Below are 16,494 nucleotides of genomic sequence, written 5' to 3' on the forward strand. Positions count from 1 at the left end.
AGGTCGTTCTTTTTTTATGGTTCGAGTGACAGGATTTGAACCTGCGGCCTCTTGACCCCCAGTCAAGCGCGATACCAAGCTTCGCCACACCCGAATATTTTCTTTGCTGAAATCAGCTTGTTTATAATACCATAGCCTTCAACAAATTGCAAGTGTTTTTTGCAAAAAACTTAAACTTTTTATAAAAACAGGGTGTTAAGTGCTTTACCTTAACACCCTGTTTCCTAAAATCATCCAATTAAATGCGAGCCACACCGCTGTCGTGGGCAGCTTTGAACACGGCTGCTGCCACAGCATCCTTCACACGAGGGTCGAATGCGGCAGGAATGATGTACTCAGCATTCATTTCTTCCGCTGTAATCAAGTCTGCCAAGGCGCTAGCGGCGGCAATTTTCATAGCGTCATTGATGTCACTGGCACGGGCATCCAAAGCACCACGGAAGATGCCTGGGAAGGCCAACACATTGTTAATCTGGTTGGGATAGTCACTGCGACCAGTGGCCATGACAGCCACACCTGCTTCTTTTGCCACTTCTGGGAAAATTTCAGGGGTGGGGTTGGCGCAGGCAAAAATAATCGCATTTTCTGCCATGGTGGCAGCCATTTCTTTGGTGACAGAACCGGGGGCCGACACACCGATGAGCACATCAGCACCAGCCAACACGTCAGCCAAAGAACCTGCCTTCTTATCCAAATTGGTGACAGCGGCGATTTCATCTTTCACCCAGTTCATCCCAGTTTCACGGCCTGCATACACAGCGCCAGTACGGTCACACAGAGTAATGGCAGGATAACCGTCCGCCAACAGCAACTTGGTGATGGAGATAGCGGCGGCGCCAGCACCATTGATGACAATGCGCACGTCCTCCTTCTTCTTCCCCACCACTTTCAAAGCATTCCGCAAGCCAGCCAAAGTAATGACAGCAGTGCCATGTTGGTCATCATGGAAAATGGGGATGTCGCACTTTTCCTTCAATTGCTTTTCAATCTCAAAGCAACGAGGGGCAGAAATATCCTCCAAGTTGACCCCGCCAAAGGAGCCAGAGAGCAGATAGACAGTGTTGACGATGTCTTCCACAGACTTAGACTTGATACACAGAGGGATGGAGTCCACGTCACCAAAGGCTTTGAACAGCACAGACTTCCCTTCCATTACAGGCATACTGGCTTCGGGGCCAATGTCACCCAAGCCCAGCACGGCGGTGCCATCAGACACCACCGCCACCGTGTTCCAGCGACGGGTCAGTTCATAGCTCAAATCGGGATTTTTTTGAATTTCCAAGCAGGGCTGTGCCACACCGGGGGTATAGGCCAAAGATAGGGCTTCGCGGTTGTCCACACTGGCGCGAGGGGTCATTTCCAGCTTGCCCTTCCATTCATAATGCTTTTCTAACGAAACTTTTGCATAATCCATTTTGGTATGCTCCTCTCAATTATCTGGGTTATTAATGCGTAGCAAATTAGCCGGGAGGCCACGTCATATCACGACCACCCAACACATGAAAATGCAGGTGGAATACACTTTGACCCGCACTCTCGCCGATGTTAGACACCACACGATAGCTTTCCAAACCCAATTCCTTGCTCACCTTGGCGATAACAGCCAACAGGTGACCAGCAATGGCGCTGTTTTCCTCAGTCACTTCGCTGACAGCACCGATGTGTGCCTTGGGAATCACCAAAAAGTGGGTAGGCGCCTGGGGTGCAATGTCATGAAAGGCGATACAAACATCGTCTTCATACACTTTGTTCACAGGGATATCCCCTGCTGCCATTTTGCAAAATAAACAATCCATATGGTTCTCCTTTACAAATTTTTATAAAAGGAACGGGACGTCGAGGACGCCGCCCCCTACAATACATTGCATTTTATGGGTAACGGTGGGGGCAAGCCCCCCCTACGATAATTTCGTAGGGACGACCTGCGGTCACCCGTTCCCACAAATACATAAAACGTCATTTATTGTGTAAATGTTTTTAACTTTACAACCCTTATAAACCCAGCTTTTCTGCCACAAAATCATCGACACAAGCCAGAGCATCGTCCACCTTCAAGGGATTGGTGCCACCGCCCATGGCACTGTCGGGCTTGCCGCCGCCTTTACCGCCACAAACGGCACTGACGGTGCGTACCAAGTCACCAGCTTTGATGCCCTTGGCCACGGCACCCTTGCCACACACGGCCACAAAGGTCACCTTATCGCCATTGACAGCAGCGAGCACTGCCACGATGTTTTCGTTTTTATCACGGAAGAAGTCACCCATTTGACGCAGAGCGTTGGGCTCAACACCGCCACGGTTGTTGGTGATGACTTGCAAGTCGCCCACCGTTTTGGCAGACAGTAAGAATTGTTGTGCTTCGCCCAGTGCGGCCTTTTGCTTCATTTGCTCCAAGGTGGTGCGCATTTGCTTCATTTCAGCCATTTGTTGCTCTGCCTTGGCTGCTAAATCACCAGGATTGGTTTTCAGCACTTCAGCAACATGGAACAACAAGCCTTGGTTTTGGTTCATCACAGCCAGAGATTGCTTACCAACAGTGGCTTCAATACGGCGGACACCAGAGGCCACGGAGGCTTCGGATTTGATACGGAAGGGGCCGATTTTAGCGGTGTTATCCAAGTGGGTACCACCGCAGAATTCCATGGAGAAGTCGCCCATAGACACCACACGGACGTTGGCACCATATTTTTCGCCAAACATAGCCACAGCGCCCAATTTCTTGGCTTCTTCGATGGGCAGTTCTTGGGTATTGACGGTCATGCCGTCCAAAATGGCATCGTTGACACGGCGGTCAATCTCCACCAATTCATCAGGGGTGATAGCACTAAAGTGGGTAAAGTCGAAGCGCAGACGGTCAGGTTCTACCAGAGAGCCTGCTTGGTGAACGTGGTCGCCCAACACATCGCTGAGCACCTTGCCCAACACATGGGTGCCGCTGTGGGCACGCATGATGGCCTTGCGCCGTTCCACATCGATGGAAGCGGTGACGGCATCGCCAGTTTTGAAGCTACCTGCAGACACCACACCAGTATGCAAGTATTTGCCAGCCTTATCCTTGCGGACATCGGTGACGGTGAAGACGCTATCACCCAGAGCGATGGTGCCGTGGTCACCCACTTGACCGCCCATTTCAGCGTACATGGGGGTCTTATCCAGCACCAACATAGCTTCCACGCCAGAGACCACTTCTTGGCGCACTTCCCCGTCGGCCACCATAGCCAACACGGTTGCGTCATCTACATATTTGTCATACCCAGTGAAGGCGGTAGGAGTGGAATCCAACCCCAAATCAATGCCAGCCCAAGCGGTATCGCCCAGTGCTTCACGAGCCTTACGGGCACGGACACGTTGGGCTTCCATGTGGGCATCGAAGCCAGCACGGTCTAATGTCATGGATTGTTCTTCCACCATTTCGATGGTCAAATCGATGGGGAAACCAAAGGTATCGTAGAGTTTGAAGGCGTCAGCGCCATCAAATTCGGTTTTGCCAGCTGCTTTGTGAGCAGACATCATTTCGTCGAAAATGCCCATGCCACCGTCGATGGTCTTGGCAAAGTTTTCTTCTTCGGTGCGGATGACCTTGGTGATATAGCCTTCTTTTTCCACCAAATCGCCATAAGCGGTTTTGTTTTCCGTCACAACAGTGGGGATGATTTTAAATAAGAACCCTTCATTCACGCCCAAGAGCTTGCCATGACGGGCGGCACGGCGCAACAGACGGCGGAGCACGTAGCCACGGCCTTCGTTGGAGGGCAGGACGCCATCGGCAATCATCATCACGCTAGAGCGGATGTGGTCAGTGATGACACGGAGGGACACGTCAGTTTTGGCATCAGATTTATAGGTGGCACCGGTCAATTCGGTGACCTTATTGGTGATATTCATAACGGTGTCCACTTCAAACAAGGAGCCAACCCCTTGGACAACGCAGGCCAGACGTTCTAGACCCATGCCAGTGTCAATGTTCTTGCTGGCCATTTCGCTGTAGTTGCCCTCACCATCGTTAATGAATTGGGTGAACACGTTGTTCCACACTTCGATATAGCGGTCGCATTCGCAACCCACCATGCAGTTGGGGTTGTCGCAACCATATTCCACGCCACGGTCGTAATACACTTCGGAGCAAGGGCCACAGGGGCCAGCGCCATGTTCCCAGAAGTTATCAGCCTTGCCCAAACGGACAATTTTTTCAGCAGGGATACCCATTTGCTTGGTCCAGATTTCAAAGGCTTCGTCGTCGTTTTCGTAGATGGAGGGGTACAGACGGTCAGCGTCCAAACCCACCACTTCTGTCAAAAATTCCCAACAGAAAGGAATGGCTTCGGTTTTGAAGTAATCCCCAAAGGAGAAGTTGCCCAGCATTTCAAAGTAGGTGCCGTGGCGGTCGGTTTTGCCGATGTTTTCAATATCGCCAGTGCGGATGCACTTTTGGCAGGTACACACACGGTCACGAGGGGGTTCTTCTTCACGGGTGAACCATGTTTTCATAGGTGCCATACCAGAGTTAATCAGCAGCAAAGAGGGGTCGTTGTGAGGCAGCAAGGAAAAACTGGGAAGACGCAGGTGGCCTTTACTTTCAAAGTAGGCCAGAAACATTTCTCTCAATTCATTGAGGCCGTATTGTTTTTGTGACATAAAATTCTCCTTTAGATACTCTATTTTATTCTTATTTTCGTTTTTTATGGGTTTTTCTCACAGGTTTAGTTGCGTGAGTGCCTTGCTTAGGTTGCGTTTTTTGGTGGCGTATTTTGAAAATGTGCATCCACAGCAATTGTAACACCACCATAACGCCAGTTAAAAGCAGCACCAGTTGTATTGGTGTAAGCGGCTTAAAATAGGCAACCCAGTATTCGCCTTGCTCTGTTGCAAGCATTTGTTGCAAACACAGATAGGACGACACCACCGTAATCAGATTGCCGCCAATGATGATTTCTGGGCAGTGGTTTTTCATACACGCCCAGCACAAAATTGCCATATCCACCACCATAAATCCGTAGAGCCACAAGGTATTCAGCTCTCGATCACCATACATGGCCAAAAAAGCAAATGGCACCCAATAGGCAATCAACAGCAGCGTGCGAAGAACCGGTCTTTTCATCTTCTTCCCTCCTAATAACAAAAAAACACCCCGCCCACTACAATAGGGGCGAAGCGTTGCTTCACGGTACCACCCTAATTATCCTTGCAAGCAAGAACATCTTAGCCATCTAGTAACGGTGATGAACCGTGTCATTCCTCATGACCTGCTCACAAGTGGCGCGCAATGGGTTTACAAGGGGCTTCCACCGCTCCCCTCTCGCTAAAGGTAAACTTGTCACTGCTTGGCTTGTTCATCGCATTTCACACTACTACTATTATATCCGAAATTTCCCCATTGTCAACGATAAAATGGGTTATTTTTTCACTCGTTCCTCATTCATGCCTTTTTTCAGCACACAAACGCCGTCTTTGTCGCATTTACCACAGCCCATACAGTGGCTAGGACCGCCCTTATCACGGTTCACCATAACCCAAAAATAAGTGGTTACACCAAAAACAATCGCCAAAATCAACCAACCCATGACAGACCCCCCTTTTATTAATATAGTTACCATACCACAGTTCCCTTCTTTTTACAGTTGCAGATGCAACTTTTATAAAGAAACTTTGTAAGTTTTAGGAAAACACTCGTCAACATGGAAAATGTATGCTATACTACTATAAAATAAACTTTCTCACAAGAGGTGAACACTGTGCATTTTTTTGCCCACTTAAAAACCGTCAATCGCCACCGCCGTTTGGTAAGCAAAAACTGTTTTCGTCTCGGCCTCTACTGGCAGGGATTGACCCATGATTTGTCTAAATATAGCCCCATTGAGTTTATGGTGGGAGCTCACTATTTTCAGGGTGACCACAGTCCCAACGATGAACAGCGCAGGCGCGAAGGATACAGCGAAGCTTGGTTGCACCACAAAGGACGCAACCGCCATCACTTTGAATATTGGACAGATTACGTCAAAAACAAAGGCATTCAACCTGTGGAGATGCCCGTGAAATACGTGGCTGAAATGATTTGTGACCGCATTGCCGCCAGCCGTGTGTACCGTGGTGAGGCCTATAGTGACGGCGATCCATATGCCTTTTTCATCCGTGCCAAAGACCACGCTTTGATGCACGAGAACACCTTTGCATTGCTAGAAGAACTACTGATTATGCTACGAGACAAGGGTGAAACCGAAACCCTCAACTACATCCGCAAACACCTTTTATAAGCCCTAACATTGATCATAAAACAAAATTTCAGGAGGATCGACCCATGGTACGAGTTGTTGCAAAAAAGAAAGTGGCGAAAGAAAAACACGCTGAATTTTTGGCCATTGCCAGCGAAATGGTGGCATTGACACGGAAAGAAGACGGCTGCATTGAGTACACCATCAACACTTGCAAACAAGACGAAAACCTACTGGTTTTCTTAGAAGCTTGGGAAAGCCAAGCCCATTTGGACGCCCACATGCAAACAGAGCACTTCAAAACAATTGGCCCCAAGTACAATGCCTTTTGCGACAGCAGTGAGCTGATGATTATGGAAGACGCCTACCAATAACACACCAAATAGCAACACCGCCTGCCGATTTTCGGCAGGCGGTGTGTTTATTTTATTGGGCTTGTTCTTCTCGCTTTTTGTTGCGCAGAAAGAGCACACAGTCTGTGGTAACCATGGTAATGTTAATTACATACAAATAGAGTACAAGGTCTGGATTATAAAGGATTTTATTGATAATCCCGCAGATATAGCCCAAAATAATCACCAATAAAAAGGGGAAACTTTTGCCTTTTGTGGACTTAGATGTAATGGATTTGTAGATGGACAACGGCCACGCCGCCCCAAAACACAGTAACATCCCTGCTTCAAAAATACTCATACTTCTCTCTCCTAAACGTATTTAAAAATCTTCTAAATCAATGTCATTCATCCGCTTGTGCTCGGCAACCTTTTGCCGTTTCAAATATCGGTCAATGAAATAAATTCCATACAAAATCGCCATCCAAACCAAGGCGTAAATCCCAAAGAAAACAGCAAACGCACCCACAACCAAGGGAAAATACAATGCGGTTTTTTCCATGTTTCGTTTGCAGAAAAACACCTCTAAACAAATGGTAATCAAGGGAATCATCAATACAAACACCACCAATGAAAATAAAATTTTCATTCTGCACCACCTTCCTTTTTATAGGCGCGAATCAGCACCTTTGCCGTGTCTAAGTCGATTTTTTCATCCACCGTCAAGCGCTTAATCAGAGCAATATAAGGCTGCTCTGTCTGCTCTTGGGCAATCTTAATCTTTTGAATCAATCGGTCAAGCCGCAATCGCACTGTGGGATAGGTGACGCCATAGACGCCAGCCACTTCCTTCAGCGACCCTGAGGCCAGCACAAAGCGCTTGATAAAGGCCACATCCTCTTCCTCCAAATGGGTCATCCATTCTGGCAACATTTCCATATATAGCCCCCCTTTTCTTCAAGTTATCCTCAGTATAAACTTAAAGAATATAAAAGTCAAGTTTAATTTTATTAAACTTTGCATAAAATCATTCTCCACGCATACACTAGCATGGGTGATGAAATGAACACATTTAAAAAGCATTGGAAACTCTATCTTCTTTCCATTTTAGGCGCACTGCTCATTGGTGCACTGGGTAGCATGGCCACCCAAAGTGGCATGGCGGTTTATGACCAAGCGGCGAAGCCACCATTGACACCACCAGACTGGGTTTTTCCAGTGGTTTGGAGCGTGCTCTATACCCTGATGGGCATCAGTTTTGGGCGTATTTTCCTCACAGACAACCAAAACAAGGGGCAAGCGTTTAAGCTTTACACCTTGCAATTAGCAGGCAATTTTATCTGGACAGTGCTGTTTTTCGGGCTCCACGCCTATGGGTTGGCTTTCCTCTGGCTGGTGGCGCTGTGGCTGGTGATTGCTCTGATGGCACTCACCTTCTACCGCATGGATTCTGTGGCTGGATTGCTCCAAATCCCTTACCTATTGTGGGTTGGCTTTGCAGGGTATTTGAACTTGATGATCGCTCTGCTCAATCGGTGAAAAGGCAGAAGAAGCGGCGGGGGCAAGCCCCCGCCCTACATATATGTATGCTCGTTTTTTACACTTTTTTCATGTGCTTGCCTGCCGATTTCAGCATCAGCTTTTTCTTGCCAGTGTCTGCCTTTTCAAAGGCCACTTCAATCAGCGCGTCTCCACCCATAGACTGGACAGACAGCACCATGCCACGACCAAAGGCGGTATGCTCCACCATATCCCCTTGAGAAAGCTTCATCATCGGGGTTGCGTTGGCACTGGCACTACCCAAGCCACCACTGGTACGATTGACACGGCCAGACGCCACCACGCCACCACTTTGCATGGCGCGGGTGGCCGCACCACCTTGGGCAAAACCGCCCACATCGTCCCATTCACTGGCAACACGGGGCTCTGCCTTGCTGAGCCATTGGTAATTATCCTCGGGAATTTCATTCAAAAATCGCGATGTTGGGTTGGCAGACGTGCGCCCATAAAGCATCCGTTGACGGCAGTTGGTCAGAGTGAGCGTCACCTTGGCGCGGGTCATGGCCACATAGCACAGGCGACGTTCCTCTTCCAATTCTTCCTCTTGATATAAGGCGCTAGAACCGGGGAAAATCCCATCTTCTAGTCCCAACACATACACGTTGGGAAATTCCAACCCCTTGGCACTGTGAATGGTCATCATGGTGACGTAATTATCCCCAGCATCCACGCTGTCCAAATCGGTGTACAAAGCGATTTCATTCAAGAATCCAGATAGGGTGGCATCCTCTGGCATTTGCTCTAAAAAGCCCACGATATTGGACTTCAGTTCTTCCACGTTTTCAATGCGACCACGGCTTTCCATGTCGTTTTTATCCTGCAAGGCTTTCACATAACCAGAGCGCTCACACACCTCTTCATAGAAGGCTTCTAGCTCCATTTCCCGTGCAGACTTGCGCAGTCCATCAATCAAGTCAGCCATCTTCAAAAGCTTGTTACAAGGGGTTTTTAGCTCAGGAAACAGGTCAGCATTGCGCAAAACCTCGTAAAGGGAAATCCCTTGACTGTCCGCTATAGACTGGACTTTGTCCATGGTGGTACCCCCAATGCCACGGGCTGGGGTGTTGACAATTCGACGCAGACGCAAATCGTCCATAGGATTGTTCACCACCGCCAAATACGCCAGCATATCCTTCACTTCAGCACGGTCGAAGAACTTGGTGCCCCCCACCACTTTATAGGGAATGCCGTTGCGTTTGAGGGCATATTCCATGGCGTTGGACTGGGCATTCATGCGGTACAACACAGCGGACTCACGGAAATTACGCCCACGGTTCACCCCCATGAGAATTTCCCCCGCCACGTAGTTGGCCTCATCAGATTCGTTGAAGGTGGTCTTAATGGTAATCAAATCCCCTGCCCCGTTTTGGGTCCATAGGGTTTTGTCTTTTTGCCCCAAATTGTGTTTGATGACCGCATTAGCCCCATCCAAAATATGTTGGGTTGAGCGATAATTTTGCTCTAACAAAATCACACGACTCTGCTTATATTGCTTTTCAAAGCTTAAAATATTCTCAATATTGGCACCACGGAAACGGTAAATACTCTGGTTGTCATCGCCGACAACACACAGGTTTTTCCGCCCACCTGCCAAGAGGGATGTCAGCAGATATTGCAGGTGATTGGTATCTTGGTATTCGTCCACCAATACATAGCGGAACTTGGTTTGATAATAATCCAGCACCTCACGGTTTTGTTGTAGTAGCGTGACGGTATGATAAATAATATCATCAAAATCCAGTGCATTGGCCGAACGGAGTTTATCGGCATACTTGGTGTAAATCTTGGCGATACGAGCCTTTTTCCAATCCCCATCCTCTGTATTATAGGCGGCAAATTGGGCTGGAGACTCGTAACGGTCTTTGGCATGGCTGATGGTAGAGAGCACCTCACGGGGGGTGAACACCTTGTCGTCAAGGTTCATTTCCTTGATGATATCTTTGAGCACACGCTTGCTGTCGTCACTGTCGTAAATGGTAAAATCTTTGTCAAAACCTACCTTATCAATGTCACGACGCAACATCCGCACACAGCAAGAGTGGAAGGTCGCCGCCCAGACATCGTTGCCGCGACTGCCCAGTCGTGCCACCAGACGCTCTTTCAACTCTCCTGCCGCCTTGTTGGTAAAGGTGATGGCCAACACTTCCCAAGGTGCCGCAGGATGAACGCCACACAAGTGTCGCACCATGGCTTTATCATGCTCGGTAGGGGCATCTGGATAGGCTTCCAAAAATGCCAGCTCCTCCTCCCCCACGCCATCGGGCAATTCCAAACTGTCACTGCCATCACCGTAGGTCAGCAAATTATACACACGCTGAATGAGCACCGTGGTCTTACCGCTGCCTGCCCCTGCCAGCAACAACAATGGTCCACGGGTGGTCATGACAGCCTCACGCTGTCTAGGGTTTAAGGTTAAAAAATCACGTTCAATCACAGCCCGTCTGGCTGTGATAAATCGTTGTTGAAACTCTGTCATAGGTAAATCCTTCCATTAAATAAACGATAAAATAGCAAACCAAATCGGTGGAATAAACAGCGCTGGTAAGCTGTTTATGGCACGCATATTTTTCAACTGCAAAATACTGATGCCCGATGCCAAAATCAAAAATCCACCGATGATAGAAACCTCCGTCATCAGCTCTGTAGATAAAAAGGGTTGTAACTGTTCCGCCAACAGGTAAATACTCCCCTGCCAACAAAACAACACCACCGCTGAGAGGGCAATGCCAATGCCATACGTGGTAGCCAGCACCATAGAGGTGATCAAATCCAAGGTGGCATTGGTAAATAAGTAGGTATGATTATTGTTGAGGGCGCTTTCGATAGGCCCTAAAATAGAAAAAGTGCCTATACAAAAAAGCATAATGGCAGTGGACAACCCCTGCCCCAAATCCGACTTGGCATACCGCTTCACCAACCCATCAAAACGGGTATCCAGCGACAACGCTGCACCGATGACGCTCCCCAGTGCTAAACTAATGATAAAGAGCACTGGCTGGGTGCTGTTTGGCATATTATTCGTCACTGCATTAAGCCCCAAGCCGATGGAGGCCAAGCCCATTGCATTATACAAACTGGTTTGATATTTCTCAGGCATCCCCTTGCGAATCAAACTCCCTGTGGTGCTCCCCAATAAAATAGCCCCCACATTGGTAAATGTTCCAATCATAGTACACGCTCCTACCTCTATTTATTATTTATTATAGGGGAAAGAAGGCCAACGGTCAAGCCAAAGTATTGAAAACCTTATACCTTACTTCTCCAATTTAAAGGAATTTGTTATATTTAATACAAACTTAATTCACTTTACCTATTGCGCAAAACAATGTATACTAGGTACTATGTATAACATGGCTTACTATTGGTTTAAGCTGAAATTCAAGCAAAAGGAGAGAGCTTTATGGAATATTCCAACCTATTTGTCACCGCTATGGGGATTGGCACTGTGTTTTTTGCACTGACCAGTTTGGTTATCTTGACCAAAATCATGAGTGCCATCATTGGCAAGCAAGCCGCACCTGCCCCTGTGGCTGTCCCCCCTGTGGCCGCTGCCCCTTCCGCTGCACCTGTAGCGAAAGATCCTGCGATGATGGCTGCCATTTCCGCCGCACTGGCTGAAGAACTAGGCACCGACATTGCGGCATTGCGCATCCATTCTATTAAACGTATTTAATGTATAAAGAAAGGTAAAATAAATCATGAACGCTTATAAAGTTACCGTCAACGGTGTTGCATACGAAGTCACTGTGGAGGCTATGACCTCCATCCCCACCACCCCTGCTGCCGCTCCCATCGCTGCTGCTGCACCTGCCGCCGCTCCTGCTCCTGCTAGCGCTGGCACCCAAGTGACCTCTCCCATGCCCGGCACCATTCTCTCCTGCTCCCTGACCGCTGGCACTGCCGTGAAAAAAGGCCAAGTGCTGATGATTTTGGAAGCCATGAAAATGGAAAACGAAATCATGTGCCCCCAAGATGGCACTGTCACCTCCGTCAACGTGAACGCAGGCACTGCCGTGGAATCTGGCACTTTGCTGTGCGTCATCGGTTAATGCGAGGGCGATAAAATGGATGCAATTTTAGAATTTCTACAGGGTACTGGCTTTGCCATGATGACCCAAGGCGAGACTTGGAAGTGTGGCGTGATGATTCTCATCGCCTTCCTGTTGCTGTATCTTGCCATCGTGAAAAAGTTTGAACCCCTGCTGTTGGTGCCCATCGCTTTTGGTGTTTTGCTAACCAACCTGCCTGGTGGCGAAATGTACCACGAACTGCTGTTTGCTGGCGGTCACATCCACTGGGATCTGTTTGCTGGCGACCCCATCACCGCTGAGTTTTTAGCCGAAATGGCAGAGTCTGGTGTGGCAGAAACCCTGCTGTCCAGTGTCTCTGTTGGCGATGTCATCTCTGTTGGTGTGGTGGACGTGCTGTACTTAGGTGTAAAACTGGGCATCTACCCCTGCCTCATCTTCGTGGGCGTAGGCGCTATGACCGACTTTGGCCCCTTGATTGCCAACCCCATCAGCTTGCTGGTGGGCTCTGCCGCACAAATCGGCATTTTCATGACCTACGTGGGTTGCCGTCTGGTGGACTCTCTGGGTCTGGTGTCTTTCACTGCCGCACAGGCTGCCGCCATTGGTATCATCGGTGGTGCCGACGGCCCTACCTCCATTTTGGGCGCCTCTGTCATGGCACCTGAACTGCTGGGTCCCATCGCCATTGCCGCTTACTCTTACATGGCTCTGGTGCCTGTCATTCAGCCCCCCATCATGCGTGCATTGACCACCAAGGAAGAACGCCAAATCGTCATGCGTCCTCTCCGTGTGGTCACCAAAAAAGAAAAAATCATCTTCCCCATCATGGTCACCGCCTTCATTTCCCTGCTGGTGCCCACTGCCACCCCTTTGATTGGCTGTTTGATGCTGGGTAACCTGTTCCGCGAAAGCGGTGTGACTGAACGCTTGAGCAAAACCGCTCAAAACGAAATGGTGAACATCGTCACCATCTTCTTGGGCATCTCCGTGGGTGCCACTGCCACTGGCGCATCCTTCCTGTCCGGGCAAACCATCGCCATTATGTGCATGGGTGTTGTGGCCTTCGGCTGTGGCTCCGCTGGCGGTATTTTGCTGGTGAAGTTCATGAACCTGTTCTTGAAGGAAAAGCTGAACCCCCTGATTGGTTCTGCTGGTGTGTCCGCTGTGCCAATGGCCGCCCGTGTGTCTCAAGTGGAAGGCCAAAAGGCCAACCCCTCTAACTTCCTGCTGATGCACGCAATGGGCCCCAACGTGGCTGGCGTCATCGGTTCTGGCATCGCCGCTGGCGTTTTGATGACCATGTTCGGTTAATTCAGAAAGAGGTGCAATTACTATGGAATTTCTATCAAATACCCCTTTAAAAATCACCGATACCATTTTGCGTGACGCACACCAATCCCAAGCCGCAACCCGTATGCGTCTTGCCGATATGTTGCCTGCCTGCGAATCTTTGGATGAAATCGGCTTCCACAGCGTGGAATGCTGGGGCGGTGCCACGTTCGACTCCTGCCTGCGTTTCTTAGACGAAGACCCTTGGGTGCGTCTGCGAGAAATCCGCAAGGCCATGCCCAACACCAAGCTACAAATGCTGTTGCGTGGGCAAAATCTGCTGGGTTACAAGCACTATGCCGACGACGTGGTGGATGCCTTCTGTGGCAAGGCCATCGACAACGGCATGGACATCATCCGTGTGTTTGATGCCTTGAACGACACCCGCAACTTGGAACAATCCATCAAGTCCATCAAGAAACACGGTGGTTTGGTGGAAGCCGCCCTGTCTTACACCACCTCTCCCATCCACAACGAAGACTCCTTCGTGAAGCTGGCAAAAGAGTTGGAACAAATGGGCGCTGACTACATCTGCATCAAGGACATGGCAAACTTGCTGTTGCCCTTGGACGCTTACACTTTGGTGAAGCGTTTGAAGGAAACCACTTCCCTGCCCATCCATCTCCACACCCACAACACCAGTGGTACTGGCGACATGGTGTATCTGATGGCGGCTTATGCTGGCGTGGACATCGTGGACACTGCATTGAGCCCCTTCGCTGGCGGTACCGCCCAACCTGCAACCGAATCCTTGGTGGCAACTTTGGCTGGCTCCGTCCGTGACACTGGCTTGGATTTGGACAAATTGAAAGTCCCTGCCGACTACTTCCGCCCCATTGCCGCCAAGTTGGAACAAGAAGGTTCTTTGGACCCTGCTGTCCGTATGGTGGATGCCAACGCACTGATTTATCAAGTGCCCGGCGGTATGCTGAGCAACTTGATGAGCCAACTGAAACAAGCTGGCAAGTCTGACCAACTGCGAGACGTGTTGGAAGAAGTGCCCCGTGTCCGTGAAGACTTTGGCTTCCCCCCACTGGTGACACCTTCTAGCCAAATCGTTGGTACACAAGCTGTTTTGAACGTGATTATGGGTGAACGCTACAAGCAATTCACCAAGGAATCCCGTGCTGTTTTGCGTGGCGAATACGGTCGTCTCGACGGCGTTGTCAACCCCGACGTGCTGGCAAAAGCAGGCATCGCACCAGAAGATGTGATCACCTGCCGTCCTGCTGATTTGTTGGAACCAGAACTGGAAAAGTACCGCACCGAATTCAAAGACTTGGCAAAGTCTGACGAAGACGTGCTGAGCTTGGCTCTGTTCCCCACCGTAGCTCCCAAATTCCTAGCAAAATGCGACGCACCCCCCAAGCCTGCCATCCGTGAGCTGTACGTGGAAGATTTGACCTGATAAATTGAATAAAAAATCCCAATTATACTTAACGAGATCCAAACGCTCACACCTAATGTAGGGGCGGGGTTCCATCCCCGCCCGTCGTCAGAAGATACTGGTATCTTATCAAGGGGAAGGGGGTGGCCCCCTCCCCTACGAATACCCTACAAGCCCCGTTATCTACTATTGGGATAATAAAAACCCCCTGTTTGCATTGCAAACAGGGGGTTTTTCATTCAGTGTTATTCTTCAATCAACTCACGACCCATGAGCACGCCCATAGCAGAGGCCATCATCAGGCCACGGGTCCAGCCAGAGGAGTCGCCCAAGCAGTGCAGGCCTTGGATGTTGGTGTTAAACGCTGTGTCCATTTTCACGCGGTTGCTGTAGAACTTCAATTCTGGAGAATACAGCAAGGTTTCGGTGGACGCAAAACCGGGCACCACTTGATCCATGGCTTGGATAAAGCCGATGATATTCATCATGGCACGATAAGGCATAGCCGCAGTGATGTCGCCAGCCACCACGTCAGGCAGGGTATGGCGAATGTTGGATTGTGCCAATTCCTTTTGCCAAGTACGCTTACCGTCGATGATGTCACCGAAGCGTTGCACCATGATTTGACCGTTGCCCAACATATTGGTCAACTCACCCACTTTTTTTGCATAGGCAATGGGTTGGTTGAAGGGCGTGGAGAAGTTGTGGGAGCACAAAATGGCAAGGTTGGTGTTGTTGGACTTCAAGTCCTTATAAGAGTGACCATTGACCACCGCCAAATCGTTGTCGTAGTTTTCTTGGCTGACAAACCCACCAGGATTTTGGCAGAAAGTACGCACCTTATTTTTAAAAGGTTGTGGGTATCCAACCAATTTGGATTCGTACAACACACGGTTGACTTCTTCCATGATTTCATTACGGACTTCCACACGGACACCAATATCAACGGTGCCTGGGGCATGGGCAATATTGTGCTCTTCGCACACATCTTCCAGCCAGTCAGCCCCACGGCGACCAGCGGCCACCACAGTATGTCCAGCATACACTTCCATGCTCGTGCGCCCGTCGGTCATGGTGATCCCCTTGCAGGTTTCGTCGTCCATAATCAAATTGGCACATTCATACCCAAAGAGGATTTCAACCCCATTGTTTTGCAGGTATTTTTCAATGGCAAGGTAGATTTCTTGGGCTTTTTCTGTGCCCATGTGACGGATGGGGCAATCCACCAGCTTCAAGCCAGCTTGAATGGCGCGCTTGCGAATGGCCTTGCGTTCTTCTTCAAATTCCAAGCCTTCAATATGGGTGTCTGCGCCAAATTCCAAATAGATTTTATCAGTGTAATCGATGGTTTCTTGGGCTTTTTCCTCTCCGATGAGCATTGGCAAATCTCCGCCCACTTCATAGCTCAAAGACAGCTTGCCATCAGAGAAGGCACCTGCTCCAGAAAAGCCTGTGGTGATATGACAGGGCTTACAGCCCACGCACTTGTTGGTAATATGCTTCGGACAGCGACGATTTTCAATGCTTTGTCCTTTTTCAATCATTAAAATGGTTTGTTTGGTACCCAGCTTCACCATTTCTAAGGCGGTAAAAATACCAGCAGGGCCAGCGCCCACAATGACAACATCAACTTGTTTCATACACTT

General features: G+C 49.3%; 18 protein-coding genes and 1 tRNA gene. 7 read left to right on the forward strand and 12 right to left on the reverse strand.

Annotated features, from left to right (window positions below):
• Window positions 1-17 precede the first annotated feature (17 nt).
• From RFF05_RS02340 to RFF05_RS02365, 6 genes are all read right to left on the reverse strand, one after another.
• Window positions 18-94 (reverse strand) — tRNA-Pro (locus RFF05_RS02340).
• 144 nt (window positions 95-238) lie between these two features.
• The gene (locus tag RFF05_RS02345; RefSeq protein WP_409968828.1) at window positions 239-1,414 is read right to left on the reverse strand and encodes an NADP-dependent malic enzyme; all 1,176 of its coding nucleotides are present in this window, start codon (window positions 1,412-1,414) and stop codon (window positions 239-241) included.
• 46 nt (window positions 1,415-1,460) lie between these two features.
• Window positions 1,461-1,796, reverse strand: a complete 336-nt coding sequence (locus RFF05_RS02350) for a histidine triad nucleotide-binding protein (RefSeq protein WP_409968829.1) — start codon at window positions 1,794-1,796, stop codon at window positions 1,461-1,463.
• A 196-nt stretch (window positions 1,797-1,992) separates the two neighbouring features.
• Window positions 1,993-4,635, reverse strand: coding sequence for an alanine--tRNA ligase (gene alaS, locus RFF05_RS02355; protein ID WP_409968830.1), 2,643 nt, complete (start codon window positions 4,633-4,635; stop codon window positions 1,993-1,995).
• A 31-nt stretch (window positions 4,636-4,666) separates the two neighbouring features.
• Window positions 4,667-5,098, reverse strand: a complete 432-nt coding sequence (locus RFF05_RS02360; RefSeq protein ID WP_409968831.1) for a hypothetical protein — start codon at window positions 5,096-5,098, stop codon at window positions 4,667-4,669.
• Window positions 5,099-5,393: 295 nt separating this feature from the next.
• Window positions 5,394-5,561, reverse strand: coding sequence for a hypothetical protein (locus RFF05_RS02365; protein ID WP_409968832.1), 168 nt, complete (start codon window positions 5,559-5,561; stop codon window positions 5,394-5,396).
• 171 nt (window positions 5,562-5,732) lie between these two features.
• On the opposite strand from RFF05_RS02365, the gene RFF05_RS02370 reads away from it, so the two are divergent.
• On the forward strand, window positions 5,733-6,251 hold the full coding sequence (locus RFF05_RS02370) for a DUF5662 family protein (protein WP_409968833.1): 519 nt from the start codon (window positions 5,733-5,735) through the stop codon (window positions 6,249-6,251).
• Window positions 6,252-6,295: 44 nt separating this feature from the next.
• Complete coding sequence (locus RFF05_RS02375) at window positions 6,296-6,583, forward strand: putative quinol monooxygenase (RefSeq protein WP_409968834.1); 288 nt, start codon at window positions 6,296-6,298, stop codon at window positions 6,581-6,583.
• A 52-nt stretch (window positions 6,584-6,635) separates the two neighbouring features.
• On the opposite strand, the gene RFF05_RS02380 is transcribed toward RFF05_RS02375, so the two are convergent.
• The 3 genes from RFF05_RS02380 to RFF05_RS02390 are packed head-to-tail and all read right to left on the reverse strand — an operon-like array spanning window position 6,636 to window position 7,480.
• Window positions 6,636-6,902: a hypothetical protein gene (locus RFF05_RS02380; protein WP_409968835.1), complete on the reverse strand. Its 267-nt coding sequence runs from the start codon at window positions 6,900-6,902 to the stop codon at window positions 6,636-6,638.
• 21 nt (window positions 6,903-6,923) lie between these two features.
• On the reverse strand, window positions 6,924-7,190 hold the full coding sequence (locus RFF05_RS02385) for a hypothetical protein (RefSeq protein ID WP_409968836.1): 267 nt from the start codon (window positions 7,188-7,190) through the stop codon (window positions 6,924-6,926).
• Window positions 7,187-7,480 (reverse strand): DUF2089 family protein, encoded by a 294-nt coding sequence (locus tag RFF05_RS02390; protein WP_409968837.1) that lies wholly within the window; start codon window positions 7,478-7,480, stop codon window positions 7,187-7,189. Before RFF05_RS02390 ends, RFF05_RS02385 begins: the two co-directional genes overlap by 4 nt.
• A gap of 123 nt (window positions 7,481-7,603) precedes the next feature.
• Between RFF05_RS02390 and RFF05_RS02395 the strand changes: the two genes are divergently transcribed.
• Window positions 7,604-8,080 (forward strand): TspO/MBR family protein, encoded by a 477-nt coding sequence (locus RFF05_RS02395; RefSeq protein WP_409968838.1) that lies wholly within the window; start codon window positions 7,604-7,606, stop codon window positions 8,078-8,080.
• Window positions 8,081-8,138: 58 nt separating this feature from the next.
• On the opposite strand, the gene RFF05_RS02400 is transcribed toward RFF05_RS02395, so the two are convergent.
• Both RFF05_RS02400 and RFF05_RS02405 read right to left on the reverse strand, forming a co-directional pair.
• Entirely contained in the window at window positions 8,139-10,577 is a 2,439-nt protein-coding gene (locus RFF05_RS02400) for an ATP-dependent helicase (protein ID WP_409968839.1), read from the reverse strand.
• A 15-nt stretch (window positions 10,578-10,592) separates the two neighbouring features.
• On the reverse strand, window positions 10,593-11,270 hold the full coding sequence (locus RFF05_RS02405) for a DUF554 domain-containing protein (RefSeq protein ID WP_409968840.1): 678 nt from the start codon (window positions 11,268-11,270) through the stop codon (window positions 10,593-10,595).
• Window positions 11,271-11,501: 231 nt separating this feature from the next.
• On the opposite strand from RFF05_RS02405, the gene RFF05_RS02410 reads away from it, so the two are divergent.
• Genes RFF05_RS02410 through RFF05_RS02425 form a run of 4 tightly spaced genes read left to right on the forward strand, consistent with a single transcriptional unit; the run spans window position 11,502 to window position 14,869 of the window.
• The gene (locus RFF05_RS02410; protein ID WP_409968841.1) at window positions 11,502-11,774 is read left to right on the forward strand and encodes an OadG family protein; all 273 of its coding nucleotides are present in this window, start codon (window positions 11,502-11,504) and stop codon (window positions 11,772-11,774) included.
• A 25-nt stretch (window positions 11,775-11,799) separates the two neighbouring features.
• On the forward strand, window positions 11,800-12,150 hold the full coding sequence (locus RFF05_RS02415) for a biotin/lipoyl-containing protein (protein WP_409968842.1): 351 nt from the start codon (window positions 11,800-11,802) through the stop codon (window positions 12,148-12,150).
• Between the two features lie 15 nt (window positions 12,151-12,165).
• Window positions 12,166-13,443 (forward strand): sodium ion-translocating decarboxylase subunit beta, encoded by a 1,278-nt coding sequence (locus RFF05_RS02420; protein WP_409968843.1) that lies wholly within the window; start codon window positions 12,166-12,168, stop codon window positions 13,441-13,443.
• A 22-nt stretch (window positions 13,444-13,465) separates the two neighbouring features.
• Window positions 13,466-14,869 (forward strand): pyruvate carboxylase subunit B, encoded by a 1,404-nt coding sequence (locus tag RFF05_RS02425; RefSeq protein WP_409968844.1) that lies wholly within the window; start codon window positions 13,466-13,468, stop codon window positions 14,867-14,869.
• Between the two features lie 224 nt (window positions 14,870-15,093).
• Here RFF05_RS02425 and RFF05_RS02430 read toward each other — a convergent pair whose 3' ends face one another.
• Window positions 15,094-16,488, reverse strand: coding sequence for an NAD(P)/FAD-dependent oxidoreductase (locus RFF05_RS02430; RefSeq protein ID WP_409968845.1), 1,395 nt, complete (start codon window positions 16,486-16,488; stop codon window positions 15,094-15,096).
• Window positions 16,489-16,494 lie beyond the last annotated feature (6 nt).

Source organism: Bengtsoniella intestinalis (genome assembly GCF_039719005.1).
Classification (GTDB): domain Bacteria; phylum Bacillota; class Clostridia; order Oscillospirales; family Oscillospiraceae; genus Oscillibacter; species Oscillibacter intestinalis.

Coding starts and splice junctions, on each gene's coding strand:
- RFF05_RS02345 (WP_409968828.1), bottom strand. CDS start 1,414: ATGGATTATGCAAAAGTTTCGTTAGAAAAGCATTATGAATGGAAGGGC.
- RFF05_RS02350 (WP_409968829.1), bottom strand. CDS start 1,796: ATGGATTGTTTATTTTGCAAAATGGCAGCAGGGGATATCCCTGTGAAC.
- alaS (WP_409968830.1), bottom strand. CDS start 4,635: ATGTCACAAAAACAATACGGCCTCAATGAATTGAGAGAAATGTTTCTG.
- RFF05_RS02360 (WP_409968831.1), bottom strand. CDS start 5,098: ATGAAAAGACCGGTTCTTCGCACGCTGCTGTTGATTGCCTATTGGGTG.
- RFF05_RS02365 (WP_409968832.1), bottom strand. CDS start 5,561: ATGGGTTGGTTGATTTTGGCGATTGTTTTTGGTGTAACCACTTATTTT.
- RFF05_RS02375 (WP_409968834.1), top strand. CDS start 6,296: ATGGTACGAGTTGTTGCAAAAAAGAAAGTGGCGAAAGAAAAACACGCT.
- RFF05_RS02380 (WP_409968835.1), bottom strand. CDS start 6,902: ATGAGTATTTTTGAAGCAGGGATGTTACTGTGTTTTGGGGCGGCGTGG.
- RFF05_RS02385 (WP_409968836.1), bottom strand. CDS start 7,190: ATGAAAATTTTATTTTCATTGGTGGTGTTTGTATTGATGATTCCCTTG.
- RFF05_RS02390 (WP_409968837.1), bottom strand. CDS start 7,480: ATGGAAATGTTGCCAGAATGGATGACCCATTTGGAGGAAGAGGATGTG.
- RFF05_RS02395 (WP_409968838.1), top strand. CDS start 7,604: ATGAACACATTTAAAAAGCATTGGAAACTCTATCTTCTTTCCATTTTA.
- RFF05_RS02400 (WP_409968839.1), bottom strand. CDS start 10,577: ATGACAGAGTTTCAACAACGATTTATCACAGCCAGACGGGCTGTGATT.
- RFF05_RS02405 (WP_409968840.1), bottom strand. CDS start 11,270: ATGATTGGAACATTTACCAATGTGGGGGCTATTTTATTGGGGAGCACC.
- RFF05_RS02410 (WP_409968841.1), top strand. CDS start 11,502: ATGGAATATTCCAACCTATTTGTCACCGCTATGGGGATTGGCACTGTG.
- RFF05_RS02415 (WP_409968842.1), top strand. CDS start 11,800: ATGAACGCTTATAAAGTTACCGTCAACGGTGTTGCATACGAAGTCACT.
- RFF05_RS02420 (WP_409968843.1), top strand. CDS start 12,166: ATGGATGCAATTTTAGAATTTCTACAGGGTACTGGCTTTGCCATGATG.
- RFF05_RS02425 (WP_409968844.1), top strand. CDS start 13,466: ATGGAATTTCTATCAAATACCCCTTTAAAAATCACCGATACCATTTTG.
- RFF05_RS02430 (WP_409968845.1), bottom strand. CDS start 16,488: ATGAAACAAGTTGATGTTGTCATTGTGGGCGCTGGCCCTGCTGGTATT.